The sequence below is a fragment of the Legionella erythra genome (assembly GCF_001467615.1).
Classification (GTDB): Bacteria; Pseudomonadota; Gammaproteobacteria; order Legionellales; family Legionellaceae; genus Legionella_C; species Legionella_C erythra.
Genome location: NZ_LNYA01000008.1, coordinates 16,512 through 33,144, shown reverse-complemented (window position 1 = coordinate 33,144; position 16,633 = coordinate 16,512). Strand labels below are relative to the sequence as shown.

The following is a 16,633-nucleotide window of genomic DNA, read 5'->3' as shown; positions in this document are numbered from 1 at the left end:
TTTTTTTATCCTTTTTGAATCCTCGTTTGATGCATTTATTTACCCATCCAGGCTGACTGGCGAGGGTTCTGCTTTCTATAATACCTACTCATTCTCCTGCTTCACGATTCTTCAGGCGGCGATGGCTGACCGGGCATTTCCAAATGGTTAATTCTTTGATATAACAGAAGATACATTACTTGCTCCTCACCGCAGGTAGCCATTTCAGGGAATTTGAACAGGACGATAGCCGTGACAGACACCAGCATACCCAGTCACACAGAACCCCCTCATGAAGAACTCAATCAGGAAATCATTGATGAGCAACGCCGAAAATTTCTATTGACCAGTACAGGCATTCTTGGCGGGGTAGGCGTGGCCTGTGCATTAACGCCTTTTGTTTCATCCTGGCTTCCCAGTGCCAAGGCACAAGCCGCTGGTGCGCCGGTTGAGGTGGATTTAAGTCATCTTGAACCGGGTCAGCAAGCCACGGTGGAGTGGCGGGGAAGACCGGTATGGATTATCCGGCGCACGCCGGACATGCTAAAGCAGCTCGATGCTCATAATGACCAATTGCGCGATCCCGATTCGTTAGTGGATCAGCAACCGGCATATGCCAAAAACAAATTCCGTTCCATCAATCCGGAGTATCTGGTGCTGATTGGCGTTTGCACACATCTCGGTTGTTCACCCAAATACACGCCTGATGAAAATACTCTGGGCCCTGATTGGCCGGGCGGCTTTTATTGCCCCTGCCATGGTTCAACGTTTGATCTCTCCGGACGAGTATTTAAGGGCGTTCCGGCCCCCATTAATCTGGAAGTGCCGCCATACCGCTTTGTCAGCGAGCATGTCGTTATTATTGGTGAAGATGAAAAACAAGGATAATCAAGCATGGGCGCTTTTTTAAACTGGATAGATGCACGTTTTCCTCTCATCAGCACGTGGAAACATCACGTCAGTGAGTATTATGCTCCAAAAAATTTTAATTTTTTCTATTTTTTTGGTTCGTTGGCGTTACTGGTTTTGGTCAATCAGATCGTTACTGGCTTGTGGTTGACCATGTTTTATACCCCCAGTTCCGATCAGGCCTTTAATTCGGTGGAATTCATCATGCGCGAGGTCAATTACGGCTGGCTTCTGCGTTACATGCATTCGACCGGCGCCTCGGCATTTTTTATTGTCATTTATCTGCATATGTTTCGTGCGCTGTTGTATGGCTCCTATCAAAAGCCGAGGGAATTGCTCTGGTTGATTGGCATGGTGATTTTTATTCTGCTGATGGCAGAAGCATTCTTTGGCTATCTTTTACCCTGGGGTCAAATGTCTTATTGGGGAGCACAGGTGATTACCTCGTTGTTTGGGGCGATTCCTTTTATAGGTGAAAGTTTAGCGACTTGGCTGCGCGGTGATTTCAATGTCGCCAATGCAACCCTGCAGCGCTTTTTTGCTCTGCACGTCATCGGTGTTCCGCTGTTGCTGGTGATTCTGGTTTTTCTGCACATGGTGGCTTTGCATAAGGTAGGATCCAATAATCCTGAAGGCATTGACATCAAGAAGCACCTGGATGAAGACGGCAGGCCATTGGATGGCATCCCGTTTCATCCCTATTATACCGTGAAAGATTTGGTCGGAGTCATTGTCTTTTTAATCGCCTTCGCATCGGTGGTCTTTTTTATCCCGGAAATGGGCGGCTATTTTCTGGAGCATGCCAATTTTGCCCCGGCGAATCCCATGGTCACGCCTGAGCATATTGCACCAGTCTGGTACATGACGCCCTTCTATACGATTTTGCGGGCGATACCGAATAAATTATTAGGCGTTGTCGCGATGGGGGCTTCCATTGTGATTCTGTTTTTCCTGCCCTGGCTTGACAGGAGTCCCGTTCGTTCCATGCGCTATAAAGGCAACCTGTCGCGCCTGGCGCTGGCAGCATTTGTCGTCAGTTTCATTGTACTGGGTTATCTCGGTACGGTGATTGTGACCCCCCTGAAACAGACAATCGCTTTTCTCTGCACGGTTATTTATTTTGGGTATTTTCTGCTGATGCCCTTGTATACCCGTTTTGAAACACACCGCACTGTCCCTGACAGGATAGAGAGATAATCATGAAAGCACTATTGACCTTATTCGTTGCTTTGTTCATTTCGGGAAGCCATGCGTCAGTTGGTCATCAACTGGAACTAAAAACCTTCGACCTCAATGTACAGGATGAGGCTCGTTTGCAGCGCGGTGCAAAAATGTACATGAATTATTGCTCGGGCTGTCATTCGCTGCGGTTTATGCGTTACAACCGCATGGCCCATGATTTGGGCTTGACGACTTTTGATGGGGAGTTGGATACCGATTTATTGTTCAGCAATTTAATCTTCACACAAGCCAAAGTATTTGATCCCATTCACATCAGCATGCCGCCTGAAGACGCTATGCAATGGTTTGGTATTGTTCCCCCCGATTTGTCGCTGAGTGCGAGAGAGAAAGGGCCCTTTTGGATTTATACCTATTTGACCAGTTTTTATGCCGATAAGACCCGCCCCTTCGGTTCCAATAATCTATTAAAACCAGATGTGGCCATGCCCAATGTCCTGGAGCCGCTTGCCGGAAAAGTCATAGCGGTCGATGATAATAATAATCCGACGCTGACAGCTATCTCGCATCTTTTGCAAGTGGAAAAAGGAGACATGGATTCTGCGGAATTTGAAAATGCCGTTGAAGATCTGGTGACTTTCCTGGCTTATGTATCAGAACCTGCCCAGCTGGTTCGCTATGATATCGGCAAAGGCGTCTTAATTTACCTCGGTATTTTTTTGGTATTGGCTTACTTGCTCAAGAAGGTCTATTGGCGCCGGTTGCATAAGTGATTCTTTTGATTAAAATTTATCCAAAAGAATAAAATTATGTAGTAATCGGCAATCATCCGACAAATTGTGATAAAATGCTTGCCTTTGAGCGCAATAAGGCGTAACTAACGATTGACGAGGAGTTGCTGATGGCTATTGTAGCGAAGCGTACAATTATGTCTTTGTATTCGGATAATGATGATGTATACAGTCATCAGGTCCGAATCGTTTTAGCCGAAAAAGGGGTCAATGCTGAAATTTTACTGGCTAAACGTGACGAGCCGACTTCCGATTTATTAGCGATCAATCCCTATGGTACTGTTCCAACCCTCTTAGACAGAGAGCTGGTCCTGTATGAAGCCAGAATCATCATGGAGTACCTGGACGAGCGCTTTCCACACCCGCCATTGTTACCGGTTTACCCCGTCGCCCGCGCTGAGGCCCGCAAAATGATGCACCGCATTGAGCAGGACTGGTACCGACTCATGCAGGATATCAAGGCAGACACTAACGCCGATGAAGCCAGAACACTGCTGATGGAAAGTTTAATCAGCCTGGAGCCGATATTTAACGACAAACCGTATTTTCTGAGCGATGAGTTTTCATTACTCGATTGCGCGCTTGCCCCCTTACTCTGGCGTCTCCCACAAATGGGAATTGATATACCTGCTAAATCAAAAGGTTTAAACGCCTACATGCAACGCATATTTAAACGCGATTCTTTCCAGGTCAGTTTAACGGATACCGAGAGGCAACTAAGGGCAGCATAATCATGAGCTTGAATATGACTTCGAACAAGCCGTATTTAATTCGAGCTATCTACGACTGGATAGTCGATAACAATTTAACCCCTTATATTCTGGTGAATGCTGATTATCCGGGCGTTCAGGTTCCGGTCGCTCATGTGAACAATGGGCGTATTGTTCTCAATATTTCGCCTCAAGCATGCCGCGGTTTACACCTGGAAAATGATCGCATTGTGTTTACCGCCCGGTTTTCAGGACAGACTGTGCAGATTTTTGTAGTCCCTGCCGCTGTGATTGCCATTTACGCCAAAGAAAATGGCCGCGGCATGGAATTTGGTGTTGAAAATCTTGAGCCGCCACCGATTCCGCCGGCCGGCCAAATCGAACGTCGAGGAAAACCCAAACCTGCATTAACTCTGGTCAAAAAGACTGATTCTTAAGGAGTCTGCCATGACCAGCCCTGACCATTCATTGTACACGACCCGGCAAATTCGTCTATGTGAAAACGATGCAATCCATCGTCTTTCCATTCTGGCCGATGAGTTAATGGAAAGAGCCGGGCAGGCCGCTTTCCAATGCCTTAAAAACCGCTTCCCTTCTGCGCGGGTCCTTACCGTATTTTGTGGGGGGGGCAATAATGCCGGCGATGGTTATGTCCTGGCCAGATTGGCGCATGCGGCGGGCTATCGCGTTATCATTCATCAATACCGTGCCATCGAACAGTTGCCGGACACGGCCCGCCACGCGGCGTTAAAGACACTGGCAGCAGGCATTGTCTGCCAGGATTTGGACGAACCTGTCGATGAAGAAACGGATGTGATCATTGATGCGTTGCTGGGTATTGGTTTACAAGGCGAAGTGCAAGGCCCTTTAGCCCTTGCCATTACTCAAATCAACGGCAGTGGCTTGCCCATTCTAGCGTTGGATATCCCCTCCGGTTTAAACAGCGATACCGGCAGCGTGATGGGTGTATGTGTGAAGGCGGACGCTACCATCACGTTTATTGGCAAAAAATTAGGCATGATGACCTTGGATGGTCCTGATCATTGCGGTCATATTCTGGTCAATACCCTGCAATTGGAACCTTGCCTTTCCTTGTTGGTCCCTGATGTGGAAATTCTTGATGATCAGCAGTTAAAGCACCTGTTAATGCCACGTCCCCGCAATTCCCACAAAGGCCAATTTGGTCATGTCCTAATCATTGGAGGGGGACCTGGAATGCCTGGGGCTGTGTGCCTGGCGGCGTCTGCGGCTTTGCGGGTGGGTGCGGGTCTGGTGACTGTGGCGACGCGTCCAGAACACGCGGTCATGATACCAGCCGCCTTCCCGGAAGTGATGGCTACCGGCATCGATGATGTTCATGATCTGTTACCCCTGCTTGCCAAAGCAACGGTTTGCTTGATTGGTCCCGGGCTTGGTGAGGATGAATGGGCTGCTCATTTGTTTAATCTGGTAATTGCCTCGCAATTACCCATGGTGATTGATGCCTCTGCCTTGCATTGTTTGGCTGAAAATCCGCAACACGATGACAACTGGGTATTGACGCCCCATCCTGGAGAAGCCGCTGCTTTGTTGGGATTAAGTACGGCGGACATTCAGCGTGATCGGTACCAGGCCGTGTCCCACATTCAACAACGCTATGGCGGGAATGTTGTTCTTAAAGGGGTCGGGTCGTTAATTAAAACGGACAAAATGCAAACCTATCTTTGCCAGGCAGGTAATCCCGGGATGTCGAGTCCTGGCATGGGCGATGTGTTAAGCGGTATTCTTGCCGCCTTGATTGCGCAGGGCTTATCCTTGAGCGATGCGCTGAAATTCGGCGTACAGTTGCATGCGCAGGCAGCCGATCGGGCTGCAGCAAGACAGGGTGAAAGGGGCTTGTTGGCCAGTGATTTGCTGCCCTACCTGCAGAGACTGGTGAATCAAAAAGAAACCGATGTATGATTATACAAGATTATGACCTTGCTGATGAAAACGACACCATCGCACTGGCTTCCAAACTGGCAAGATGTCTGACATTTCCCCTCACCTTGACGCTAAGCGGCGAAATAGGTGCAGGAAAAACCAGTTTTATGCGTGCCTTGCTTCGTGCGCTGGGTGTGACAGGGGCAATTAAAAGCCCGACGTTTTCTCTGGTTGAGAGTTACCAGTGCGAGGACTTGTCAATTCACCATTTTGATCTGTATCGTATTCATGATGAGGCCGAATTGGATTATATTGGTTTCAGAGAATTTTTTACCGGGCAATCGTTTTGTTGTATTGAATGGCCAGAACGGGCGCCGCACAGTTTGGTCCATGTGGATATAAAGGGTTTGTTAGCAATAAAAGGGGACGGGCGTTTAATGAGTTTGTATGCATCAACCGTCGCTGGAGAAGCGATATTAACTTGCCTGGCGGACCAGCAATGAAAAGCAGACTAATTATTTTATTGAGTATGTTACTCCTTTGGGTGAATCATGCCACGGCTGCACGCCTGCAATCTGTTCAGGTCAAACAGCAGGCAGGTAAGACGTCATTGTTCTTCACGTTAGACAGTGCTATCGCTCATAAAGTCTTTACATTGACCAATCCGGATCGGGTGGTGGTTGATTTTGAAAACACCAACCTCGCGTTTAATCTGAATCAACTGAATCTCAATAATGAATTAATCAAACTTGTTCGAAGCGGTCATCCGAATCCCCATACGCTGCGGCTGGTGTTTGAAGTGCGTGATGCCGTCAAATTGCGCGCCAACCCCTGGAAAGGAGGCAAACATGCCTTTGCGCTGGATCTTTCGGCCAATGGCACAAAACCATATGCCCCGCCGAGTGCCAAACCCCTTGCTTTGTCTCGCCAGCCGGTGAACAAACCCGTACCTGTTCGCAACATGCCCAGAAAACCGTTGAGGGATGTTGTCATTGTGCTTGACCCAGGCCATGGCGGTAAAGATCCGGGCGCTAGCGGACCGCATCGCACCGCCGAAAAAAACATCACCTTGGCCATCGCTCTTAAATTAAAACAAATCATTGACAGGCAACCCGGGATGCGGGCGGTATTGACTCGACGCGGCGATTATTATGTGGGCTTGCGTGAGCGCCTGAACATTGCCCGTCAGTATAATGGGGATGTGTTTGTATCTATCCATGCCGATGCGTTTATTAACCAGCAATCCAGCGGCGCCTCGGTGTTTGCGCTGTCGCAACGCGGCGCGACCAGTGAAGCCGCACGTTGGTTGGCAGAAAAGGAAAACTATTCAGAATTAGGTGGCGTTAACTTGAAAGATCTGGATGATCAAAGCGGACTGGTGCGCGAGGTATTAATCGATTTGTCGCAAACGGCAACCATTGGTGCCAGCCTGCACATGGGCGAACGGGTGTTGCGCAATTTGAACACCGTCACCAAACTGCACAATCACAAAGTCGAACAAGCGCGGTTCATGGTGTTAAAATCACCCGACATTCCATCCATTCTGATTGAGACTGGATTTATTTCAAATCCACGTGAAGAGAGAAATTTAACGGATCCACGTTATCAAACGCGTTTAACCCAATCGATTTTCCAGGGGATTAAACGCTATTTCTGGGATTACCCGCCGCATGGCAGCCGCATTGAAGCCATGACCGGCAACAGCATGCACCTGGTTAGACGGGGTGAAACCCTGCCTGCTATCGCGTCGCAATACCATGTGTCCCTGGCTGCTTTAAAAAGTGCCAATCATTTATCAGGAAATCAGGTCAGAGCCGGTCAGCGTTTAGTTATCCCTTCATCATGGTCGTAAGAATTAAAGAATTACCCCTTACCGTAGCTAACCAAATCGCGGCGGGCGAAGTCATTGAGCGTCCGGCGTCGGTGGTAAAGGAATTACTGGAAAATGCTTATGATGCCAAAGCCGATACCATTCATGTGGACATTGGTTTTGGCGGTTTGAATCAGATTAAAATCAGTGATAATGGAATAGGGATAGTCGCAGATGATTTACCCTTGGCCATTGCCCCCCACGCGACCAGCAAAATCAGCCAACTCAATGACCTATACGCTATACACAGCATGGGATTTCGCGGTGAAGCCTTAGCCAGCATTGCCTCGGTCAGCCACTTAGCCATTGCGTCCAAAACGGCCGAGCAGGCACATGCCATGCAATTGACGGCTGAAAACGGTATTTTTAGAATCAATCCCTGCGCCCGCAGTCAGGGCACGACAGTGGATGTGAAGGATCTTTTTTTTAACGCGCCTGTACGCAAGAAATTTCTTAAGGGTGAGCGCCAGGAATTTCAAGCCATTGAGCTGTTGATTAAACGTTTCGCCTTAAGCGCACCGCATGTCGCTATCCAGTTAACGCATAATGGTAAAAAGCACCTCGTTTTACCCGCGGTTAGAGATGAGCAGGGGCAGTTGTTGCGTATCAGGAAAATCCTTGGCAAGGCATTTATCGAGCAGGCTGTGTATGTGGATGTGGAACATGCCGGCCTCCGTCTTAAGGGTTGGGTAAGCAGACCGGACTATCAGCGCAATCAAAACGACAAGCAATGGGTATACATCAATGGGCGCATGGTCAAAGACAAGTTGATTCATCATGCCATCAAACGCGCGTTTGAATCGTTGCTCTACCCGGGTAAGCACCCGGCCTGCCTGCTTTATTTAACCATCAATCCAGCGGACATCGATGTCAATGTTCATCCCACCAAACACGAGATACGTTTTCAACACCCTCGACTGGTTCATGATTTCCTGGTGTCTCAATTGCAAAACGCCCTGTCTCTGCGTGAAGGTTCTGATACGTTTTCACCACCGGATTTTGACAGCCAACGCGTTGTGCCGCCGTTACAGGAGAAAGTACCCATTTTTTTGATGTCAGCGGCGATACCGCCAGAGCGTTCCTTACCGACTGATCGGGGCATGTTGGCTATTGATGAGCAATTCATGGTGTTTCAAAGCCTTAAAGGACAGGTGTATCTCGCAGATTGGCCAGCTCTTTATCGTACTTGGTTGCTAAAGCAAATAGCGGCGCAACCGTTACCATTAGCCTGCCGCCCCTTGCTTGTACCTGTTCGTTACCAATATGAAAAAATAATAGACAATTCGCGGCAGCAACGCTATAGTCAACTGCTTGGTGAAATCGGAATCAGGGTGGCATGGCTTCAAGAATCCCAAATTCTCATTCAAACCTTACCGCTGTTGACCCCGTATTTGGCCATTAAAGAATTTTTTTCCGAATTATTAAACGTACCCATGCCGACTGAGAATGAACTGATTCATTTATTGCTAGCTCATCAGACCTTGCCTGCATTGACCAGTAGCGCCCCTGGTGATTTTAAAGACTACCTGCATCGTGAGGCCGACATGTTGGCCAGCGAGACGCCGTTCTGCAAACCTTTATCCACCCTGTTTTGCCGGGAATTGCTGCATGCCTGAGACGGTGTTGTGTTTAATGGGGCCAACGGCCTCCGGGAAGACTGCGCTGGCTTGCGAATTGGTGGGGCGGTTTCCCGTGGAAATCATCAGTGTGGATTCTGCCATGGTTTATCGTGGCATGGATATCGGTACGGCTAAGCCAACCCCGGAGGAGCTTCTGCGGGCGCCACACCATTTGCTGGATATTCTTGACCCGCCCGAAACTTTTTCTGCGGCTGAATTTTGCCAGGCGGCGAATCGTTTAATTGAAGCGATTCATGCGCGCGGTAACATCCCGCTGCTTGTTGGCGGAACCATGATGTATTTCCATGCGCTGCAACAGGGGTTATCCGATTTACCCGAGGCCGATGAGGCTTTGCGCGAGCAATTATTGAAGCAGGCGCAAGAGAAAGGGTGGGCGGCCATGCACCGTGAATTGGCGGCTGTCGATGCGGTAGCGGCCGCGCGTATACATCCCAATGACACGCAACGGATTCAGCGTGCGCTGGAAGTTTTTTATTTAACGGGCACGCCCTTATCCTGTTTTTTAGGGCAGGGGAAGGATGAGCCACGCTATCATTTTGTCAATTGCATCCTGTTTCCCAATGAACGCGCCTGGTTGCATGAACGCATTGCCTTGCGTTTTGATGCCATGCTTAAACAGGGCTTTGTGGACGAAGTCAAAACATTGACTGAGCGCTGGCCTTTATTGAATGCGGCCAACCCATCCATGCGTCTGGTGGGGTACAGGCAGGCACTCGACTATCTTGCCGGACAGGATGACTATGAACAATTTCGTAACAAAGGCATTGCCGCTACCCGGCAATTGGCGAAACGCCAGTTAACCTGGTTGCGCGGTTGGCCAGACGGGTATTATGTTTCTTGCGATAAGCCCGCCATCACCGGCGAATTCATGGCAAAGCTTGCGGAAATATTGGATAATAGCCCGCAAAAAATGAATGAAAACGAGGATAGACATGTCGGAAAATGAGAAAAAGCAGCCTGCCTGTACCGAAAAAATGTATGTGGTTCATCCCGGTGATCTGCCTTTAAGCTGTCCAACGGATGAAATGCAATTATGGAATGCACACCCTAAGGTGTATTTGCCAATTGACAAAACCGGTCAGGAAGTATGTCCTTATTGTGGTTCCCGATTTATTTTGCAAGATGATTAATTCCATTTGTGTTGTTCGTATTTCAGCCTTGGGTGATGTATTAATGGCGGTGCCGTTGATACACACCTTACAGGCCAATTTCCCTCATGCCCGGATTTCCTGGGTTATTTCCCGCCCGGCGTATGATTTGGTTGAACATATGGATGGGGTTGAATTCATCGTCATCCCGAAACCGGATAAGTTCAGGGATTTTTGGCAGTTTCGCAAGCTGATGCGCGGCCGTCAGTTTGATGTGCTGTTGGCGATTCAATCGAGTTTTCGCGCTAACCTGCTTTACCCTTTCATCAAAGCCAAACGCAAAATCGGTTATGATCGTTTACGTGCCAAAGATGCGCATGCTTTCTTTATCAACGAAACAATTACTCCAGGCCACGATCACACCCTTGATGGGTTCCTGCGTTTTGCCGAGGCCCTGGGTCTATCGCAGAGGGATATTCGCTGGGATTTGCCAATAGGGGACGAGCAGGAGCAATGGGCTCGTCAACATTTGCCTCAGCAGGGACCGATTTTACTGGTGAACCCGGCAGCCAGTAAACCAGAGCGCAGTTGGCTGGTTGAACGGTACGTGGCTGTGATTCAGGAAGCGCAACGGCGTTGGGCTGTGCAGGTGGTATTGACCGGGGGGCCTGGGGAGTATGATAGGCAATTGGCCGATGCCATTTTACAGCAGGTTTCCTGTATTGATCTGGTTGGTAAAACACGGCCAAAACAATTATTGGCGGTGATTAAACAAAGCCAGGCCATGCTTTGCCCGGATACGGGTCCCTCGCACATGGCTGCTGCGGTCGGTACGCCAGTTGTCGCTTTACACGCTGTAACCAGTTCCAATGTATCAGGGCCTTATACGTTCCGCCATTTAGCTGTGGATTGTTACCCGCAGGCCGTCATCGAGGTGCTTCACAAAACTGAAGAAACCAATGTCTGGGGCACGCATGCCCATGGTGAAGACACCATGAAGTTAGTGAGTGTTGAAGCGGTATTGGCTAAACTCGAGCAGCTTTTTACGCTGTATTATTCATTACCCTCGCATAAAAAAGCAGGAACATAAGTTCCTGCCGGATTATCTTATTGACTGGAGCCCGTCGCCGTGCTGTTGCCGCCATCCAGAGCGGACGAAGACAGGGAGGGGCTGGGTTGAGCAGCGCGTGCGTTTTGAATCAGCAGCATGGTGTTGGTTAACAGAATACGCTCCTGTTGCTGACGGCTTAAGTACATCTGGTAATTAATCTCTGCCAAAAGAATAGCAATCTCTTTTTGTACCGTGGCTGAGGACGCCGTGTTGATGCGCTGGATCCACTGCTGATTTTCCGAGCCAGAGGTTGTATTGGCATTGTAAAGTCGCCACGTGGCCATGTTGAATTCATTCAAGGCCTGGCTGCTTGTTTGTCCCTGATTTTGACCTGAAGCAGCGCTTTGTTGCGGCATGCGTTTTGAGAGGATGTAATACAGGTTGCTGATGCCGACAGAACTTTGGGCGGCATAGATTCGCAGACTGGTTAAATAGTTGGATAGGGTGGCCATAGCCTGATCTTTCATGGCTTGAGTCTGGTTGGGATTATTTTTATCAACCGGGGTGGTGGCCGTAAGGTAGAGTTGGCTGTAGGCATCACGGTTAGGCAAGGTCAGCGGAGCCACCATACCGGATGCATAACGGATAAAGTTAGTCGCCGTTTGCAATTGGTTGTTGGCAACCAGACCGGAGTTACTGCCGGGTTGTCCGGATGAGCCGCCCGTACTGAATAACAGGGGGCCAAGCAGGCTATCCATACTCAATTGCGCGACTAAATTCTCGTTTTGTTTGCCCAGCGGGAAAAAACCGGTGCCAGGCGGTGTGCCGATTACATTGATCATCACCTGGTTTTGGGAGATAACCGGGCCGCCGCCATTGTTGCCGGAATTGTTTTGTCCAGTGTAACAGTCCCCCTGAACATAACCACCATTTTGATCCGTACAATAGCTGGCATCCGGGGTGGAGAGGATATTTAAAATCGCCTGATTAACCGGATCGGTTTGATAAGGAATCTGATCGATTAATTCGGAAACCGAAACGGTTGAATTCGATTGTGAACTATATTGGGGGAATGTTTTACTGGCAAAATTTTGAAACAGTGATTGATAGGTGGTCATCGTCGCCGGGATCAAGGACGATTGGCTGCCCTGATCCTGGGTGGCGCCGGAGGTACTGTTGGCTGGTAAAAGCGCACCGATGTAAGAGGCCAATAGATTAATCTGGTATTGAGAGGCGGTATTGGTATCGATGAGGAAATTACTGAAGGCGCTTTGGGTCTGATTTGGCTCCAGCTGGCATTGTCCCCCGACGGTAGGACAGAATGAGTTTAAATCATACCCAAGGTATTCTCCCAGTATTTTAAGGCGATGGGACAAACCATCAATGCTTTGCTGATTATTGTCGTTGGGATTTTGAGCGTAAGCATAGGAGCTCAACACCAACAGGCCGGGCAGTACAACGTGGCGCAACGTTTTTTTCATCATTCTTCCCCTTCAAGAGCGCGTGCAACTAATTTTAAGCGATATTCCGAAAAGACACGGGCGAGCAAACGCAGCCGTTCAAATGTGATATTCCGCTTCAGAAAAAAACCGGCGGGATCAAAGCTGCCGGCACTGTTTTCCTCAGCGTGAATCAAGATGCGCGAGGCGCTGCCCGGATGAACTGTATCGATGGCTTGCAGCAACCGCAAACCGCGGCCTGCCTTGATATTGCCGACCAGACGAATGAAGACATCTTCCTGGCCTAAGACACCCAAATCGATTTTTTCGATGTCATCCAGTTCCGTTCCCAAACGGTTTAAAGCTTCTTCGAGAGCCGGGTCCCCATCCAGCGTCCAGTCTTCGACACTTTCCATAAAAGTAATCACCCGATAGATCATCGGATCCACGTATTCAAACCAGTATTGAGCGGAGGCCTGGTGGCTGAGATCGGGCATATTTTACTCTTTTTTTACGGTGTTATGAATTGATGGACTGCGCATGTTCTAACTACTATAGTATAGTAAGAAGGGTAAAAGTCTAATAGTGAAAAGTAAATTTTATGAAAAAAGAGTCGCCGTCAAGAATAGTGACTGTTTTAAAGAACATTTTCAATGTTCGCAAATGGTCTGATTTCGACAGAATGAAGTCGTTTACCGTGTATCTGGGAGACGGTTTTAAACGACTTTTTGTGCCTCAGAAAAATACAGGCAGCGGTGAGTCGTTTAATGTGGCGATGGCCAAGTACAACCTGACTGAAAAAGATTTGATCGCCCAGCAAAAAGCGCTTTTCCGATTAAGTATTTTAATGTTTATTGCAGCCATTCTGGTCTTTTCCTATGCAGTATATCATGTGATTTACGGGTCAATCAGCGCGGTTATTATTAGCCTCGTGGTGATGCTTATCGCGCTGGCTTTGGCGTTTCGTTACCATTTTTGGTATTACCAGATTAAAGTACGTAAACTTGGATGCACCTTCAGGGAATGGTTCAGGCAAGGTTTGATGGGTGATAAGCCATGAATAAAATTGTTAGTACGTTGTTAATGACGTTGTTCCCTGCGCTGGCTTTAGCAGCAGATAGCAGTTCATCCGGTTCACTGAGTTTCGCCCCGCCTCCCAGCGATTATTCCGTGGTTTTTCTTGGCAATATCTTCGGTATCGTTGACGGCGTGCTGCATGGTAGCGGCAGCCAGATCATGGGCAGTATGTTTTCGGTGTTCAACTCGGCCGTCCTGGCATTAGGCGGTATTGTCATCATGTATACCCTGCTGGTCTCCACCATGAACACCGCCCAGGAAGGACAAATGCTCGGCCAGAAATGGTCCTCTATCTGGGTTCCTGTCCGTTCTACGCTGGGTTTAGCCTTGTTAATTCCCAAAGCGTCCGGCTATTGCCTGATGCAAATCTTTGTGATGTGGGTCGTGGTGCAGGGGGTTGGTGCCGCGGATAAGGTCTGGGAAGCGGCCTTAAGCTATTTAAACCGCGGCGGTGTGATTGTCCAGACCCAGATTAACCCGCTCACGTCTTTGCAGGCGGGGGGCAACAGTGTGGCAACCGGTGCGTCCAGAATTCTGGCCGGTCAGGTGTGCATGGCTGGCATCCAGCAAGCCTTGGAAAGTCAGCGTCAGACCTTGATGAGTCAAAAAAGCAGTGGTGAAGGCGTCTGTTCGGGTACCCCTTCTGCTACGATGGCTCCTTTCTGTAATACGGCTGTTCCTGATTTCATCAATTCCGTGAACATGGTCTCCATTCAGAATGCCGACCCGTCCAAAAACACCTACACGGCCAAGATGCCTAATTTTGACTCCAATAATCCCTATGCGGTATTAAACGGCATTTGCGGTCAGATAACCTGGAATGCCATTTCCAACATCAATACCGTTTCCAGCGTGGTCAAGAATAATGATCTGGAAACAGCGAAAATGTCCCGTGCGATTGCTATTCAGCAAATGTACCTGGACTTGGCCATGGTGGCTCAGGTGATGGTCAATAACAATCCTTCACTCAATCCCTCTTCCTCAGGCTCCAATACCAACAATAAACCCTTTGCACCGGGCGTCGCACAGCAACAATTCGGGATTCCTTATCTCAATTCAGGCTCTGCCTGCGATGGCCCGTCAAACGATTGCGTCAGTTGGGGGCCTGACACCTCCAACTCCAATGCGCCTTTGTTTAGCGGCACCGAATTTCAGGGCGCCATTACGGATTATAACGGCATCATGATGCCAACGCTCAATCTTATCAGGCAAGCACAAGACAGTAGCACAGCCAATAAGCAACGCGAATTTATTACCAAGGCCCAGCAACAGGGTTGGCTCATGGCCGGCAGTTATTTCTTTGATTTAGCCCGCCTGAATGCCGCTGATTTGCAAACAGCCAATCAGACAGACACGAATACCGGTTTGGATGGCAGCCAGTTTGATACCCAGATTCCGCTCAATGCCTTTAGCCAGAATAAACAATGCAGCGGGACTTACGCGGCCCTGTGCCAATGGCTGAGCGGCAACCAGACACCGATCCAAAACATGGTGGGTATGATTAATGGTTCTACTCTGGTGGGCCCGAATAACTCCCCCCTGAGTGCGCCCTCCTTTGGTAACAATGCAGCCCAAAAAGTGCAGAGTGGCGTTCTTTCCTCCACGGTTTATGGCTTTATTAATAATTCAGTCATGGTGCATCTGCCTGGCCAACCCGGGCTTAGTCCGCCACAGTTTGCCATGAAGTTTAATATAGACCTGACACCGGGTGCCATGTATTTAAAATCACAGGATTTTCCTTGTGGTGAAGTGAAGATTGTCTTCTTTAAATTCTGTCTGGGGCAGTTGTTAGGGGATATCTTCTATAACTTCATCATCAGGAACCTGTTTAACTTCTTCCTGTCCATGATGGCTTCTATCATTAACATGATTATCATGGCCTTCCTGTCCCTGCCGTTATTGGGTATGGCAGAAATCTTTAAACACGGGGTCTCCTACATTCAGCAGCCAACAGTCAATCCGGTGGTGGCGCTGGCCAACATGGGTGTGAACTACATTAACTTCGCCAATGATTTGTGGATATACCTGATGGGTCTGGCCATTATGAGTGCCATTATTCCCTGGTTTGGTATTTTCATCTTCCCTCTGCTGGCGATGGCCATGCCGCTGCTCTTTGCCTGGTTAAGCACCATGGTGAGTATTGGCTTCCTGACAGCGTATTACATCCCGTTCCTGCCGTACATGATTTTCACCTTCGGAACCATTGCGTGGCTAATTTCTGTGATTGAAGCCATGGTGGCGGCACCCATTGTCGCGCTGGGTGTTACCCATCCGGAAGGGCATGATGCCTTTGGTAAGGGCGAGCAAGCCATCATGATCCTAATGAACGTCTTCCTGCGCCCGGCCATGATGATTATCGGTTATATTTCAGCCATTGCGTTGTCGTACGTGGCGGTCTGGGTGATTAACGCGGGCTTTGCCAATGCGGTCACCTTTGTGCAGGGTGATCCTAATGCGCCGACCTGGAATGTGACAGGCGGTCTGGATTTTGGTCAATCCATTGGTGCCGGAGCGCCGACGGGCAATGGCACCTCGTATCAACCGGATGAAAATTACGCCGCGCAAAAAGCCGGGAGAATTGATACCACGATCGGTTACACCGGATGGGCGGGCATCTACGGTTTCTTCTTTGCTATTCTCATCTATACCACCATGTATATTACGGCGGTGCAAAAATCGTTTACCTTAATCACCTACCTGCCCGACAAGGTGCTGCGCTGGATTGGCGGTCAAGGTGAGAGTATAGGCCAGGAAACATCGCAGTGGGCTGAAGAAGGCAAAAAACAAGTCGAAGGCTCCGGCTCCAGCACGATGAAGGCCGCAGGTCAGATAGATCAACAGCTACAGGGCTATGGGATGAAGGGTATGAAGAAACTCACTGGTCAAGCGGCTTCTAAGAATGCTGATGTCAAAGCTCGACCTGGTCCTCAAAACCCCGAATCAACCCGGAGCAAACCACCCACTAAGGGTTTATCTGAATAATTTATTACTCCTCTGC

The 16,633-nt window shown here is 49.0% G+C and carries 16 protein-coding genes; 14 read left to right on the top strand and 2 right to left on the bottom strand.

Features of this window, described 5'->3' with window-relative positions; genetic code table 11:
* Positions 1-246 precede the first annotated feature (246 nt).
* From petA to Lery_RS03100, 12 genes are all read left to right on the top strand, one after another.
* Positions 247-867 (top strand): ubiquinol-cytochrome c reductase iron-sulfur subunit, encoded by a 621-nt coding sequence (gene petA, locus Lery_RS03155; protein ID WP_058525808.1) that lies wholly within the window; start codon positions 247-249, stop codon positions 865-867.
* 6 nt (positions 868-873) lie between these two features.
* On the top strand, positions 874-2,085 hold the full coding sequence (locus Lery_RS03150; protein ID WP_058525805.1) for a cytochrome b: 1,212 nt from the start codon (positions 874-876) through the stop codon (positions 2,083-2,085).
* A complete protein-coding gene (locus Lery_RS03145; RefSeq protein WP_420324141.1) occupies positions 2,085-2,840 on the top strand; it encodes a cytochrome c1 in 756 nt (251 codons plus the stop codon). Before Lery_RS03150 ends, Lery_RS03145 begins: the two co-directional genes overlap by 1 nt.
* 128 nt (positions 2,841-2,968) lie before the next feature.
* On the top strand, positions 2,969-3,589 hold the full coding sequence (sspA, locus tag Lery_RS03140; RefSeq protein WP_058525803.1) for a stringent starvation protein SspA: 621 nt from the start codon (positions 2,969-2,971) through the stop codon (positions 3,587-3,589).
* 8 nt (positions 3,590-3,597) lie between these two features.
* Positions 3,598-4,005, top strand: a complete 408-nt coding sequence (locus Lery_RS03135; protein ID WP_058525807.1) for a ClpXP protease specificity-enhancing factor — start codon at positions 3,598-3,600, stop codon at positions 4,003-4,005.
* A gap of 10 nt (positions 4,006-4,015) precedes the next feature.
* Positions 4,016-5,509, top strand: a complete 1,494-nt coding sequence (locus tag Lery_RS03130) for a bifunctional ADP-dependent NAD(P)H-hydrate dehydratase/NAD(P)H-hydrate epimerase (RefSeq protein WP_058525802.1) — start codon at positions 4,016-4,018, stop codon at positions 5,507-5,509.
* On the top strand, positions 5,506-5,973 hold the full coding sequence (gene tsaE, locus Lery_RS03125) for a tRNA (adenosine(37)-N6)-threonylcarbamoyltransferase complex ATPase subunit type 1 TsaE (RefSeq protein WP_058525801.1): 468 nt from the start codon (positions 5,506-5,508) through the stop codon (positions 5,971-5,973). The genes Lery_RS03130 and tsaE overlap by 4 nt, the downstream gene beginning before the upstream one ends.
* Positions 5,970-7,322 carry an N-acetylmuramoyl-L-alanine amidase gene (locus Lery_RS03120; protein WP_058525800.1) on the top strand — a complete coding sequence of 451 codons (1,353 nt, stop codon included), beginning with the start codon at positions 5,970-5,972 and terminating at the stop codon, positions 7,320-7,322. Before tsaE ends, Lery_RS03120 begins: the two co-directional genes overlap by 4 nt.
* On the top strand, positions 7,313-8,956 hold the full coding sequence (gene mutL, locus Lery_RS03115) for a DNA mismatch repair endonuclease MutL (RefSeq protein WP_058525799.1): 1,644 nt from the start codon (positions 7,313-7,315) through the stop codon (positions 8,954-8,956). Before Lery_RS03120 ends, mutL begins: the two co-directional genes overlap by 10 nt.
* Positions 8,949-9,926, top strand: coding sequence for a tRNA (adenosine(37)-N6)-dimethylallyltransferase MiaA (gene miaA, locus Lery_RS03110; RefSeq protein WP_058525798.1), 978 nt, complete (start codon positions 8,949-8,951; stop codon positions 9,924-9,926). The genes mutL and miaA overlap by 8 nt, the downstream gene beginning before the upstream one ends.
* On the top strand, positions 9,913-10,110 hold the full coding sequence (locus Lery_RS03105) for a zinc-finger domain-containing protein (RefSeq protein WP_058525797.1): 198 nt from the start codon (positions 9,913-9,915) through the stop codon (positions 10,108-10,110). The genes miaA and Lery_RS03105 overlap by 14 nt, the downstream gene beginning before the upstream one ends.
* Complete coding sequence (locus Lery_RS03100) at positions 10,103-11,158, top strand: glycosyltransferase family 9 protein (protein ID WP_058525796.1); 1,056 nt, start codon at positions 10,103-10,105, stop codon at positions 11,156-11,158. The genes Lery_RS03105 and Lery_RS03100 overlap by 8 nt, the downstream gene beginning before the upstream one ends.
* A 17-nt stretch (positions 11,159-11,175) precedes the next feature.
* On the opposite strand, the gene icmX is transcribed toward Lery_RS03100, so the two are convergent.
* Together icmX and icmW are read right to left on the bottom strand one after the other, a co-directional pair.
* Positions 11,176-12,603 (bottom strand): type IVB secretion system protein IcmX, encoded by a 1,428-nt coding sequence (icmX, locus tag Lery_RS03095; RefSeq protein WP_131751029.1) that lies wholly within the window; start codon positions 12,601-12,603, stop codon positions 11,176-11,178.
* Positions 12,600-13,055 (bottom strand): type IVB secretion system protein IcmW, encoded by a 456-nt coding sequence (icmW, locus tag Lery_RS03090; RefSeq protein ID WP_058525794.1) that lies wholly within the window; start codon positions 13,053-13,055, stop codon positions 12,600-12,602. The genes icmX and icmW overlap by 4 nt, the downstream gene beginning before the upstream one ends.
* A gap of 104 nt (positions 13,056-13,159) precedes the next feature.
* Here icmW and icmV point away from each other — a divergent pair, with 104 nt between their 5' ends.
* Positions 13,160-13,618 (top strand): type IVB secretion system protein IcmV, encoded by a 459-nt coding sequence (gene icmV, locus Lery_RS03085; RefSeq protein ID WP_058525793.1) that lies wholly within the window; start codon positions 13,160-13,162, stop codon positions 13,616-13,618.
* The gene (gene dotA / locus Lery_RS03080; RefSeq protein ID WP_058525792.1) at positions 13,615-16,617 is read left to right on the top strand and encodes a type IVB secretion system protein DotA; all 3,003 of its coding nucleotides are present in this window, start codon (positions 13,615-13,617) and stop codon (positions 16,615-16,617) included. Before icmV ends, dotA begins: the two co-directional genes overlap by 4 nt.
* Positions 16,618-16,633 lie beyond the last annotated feature (16 nt).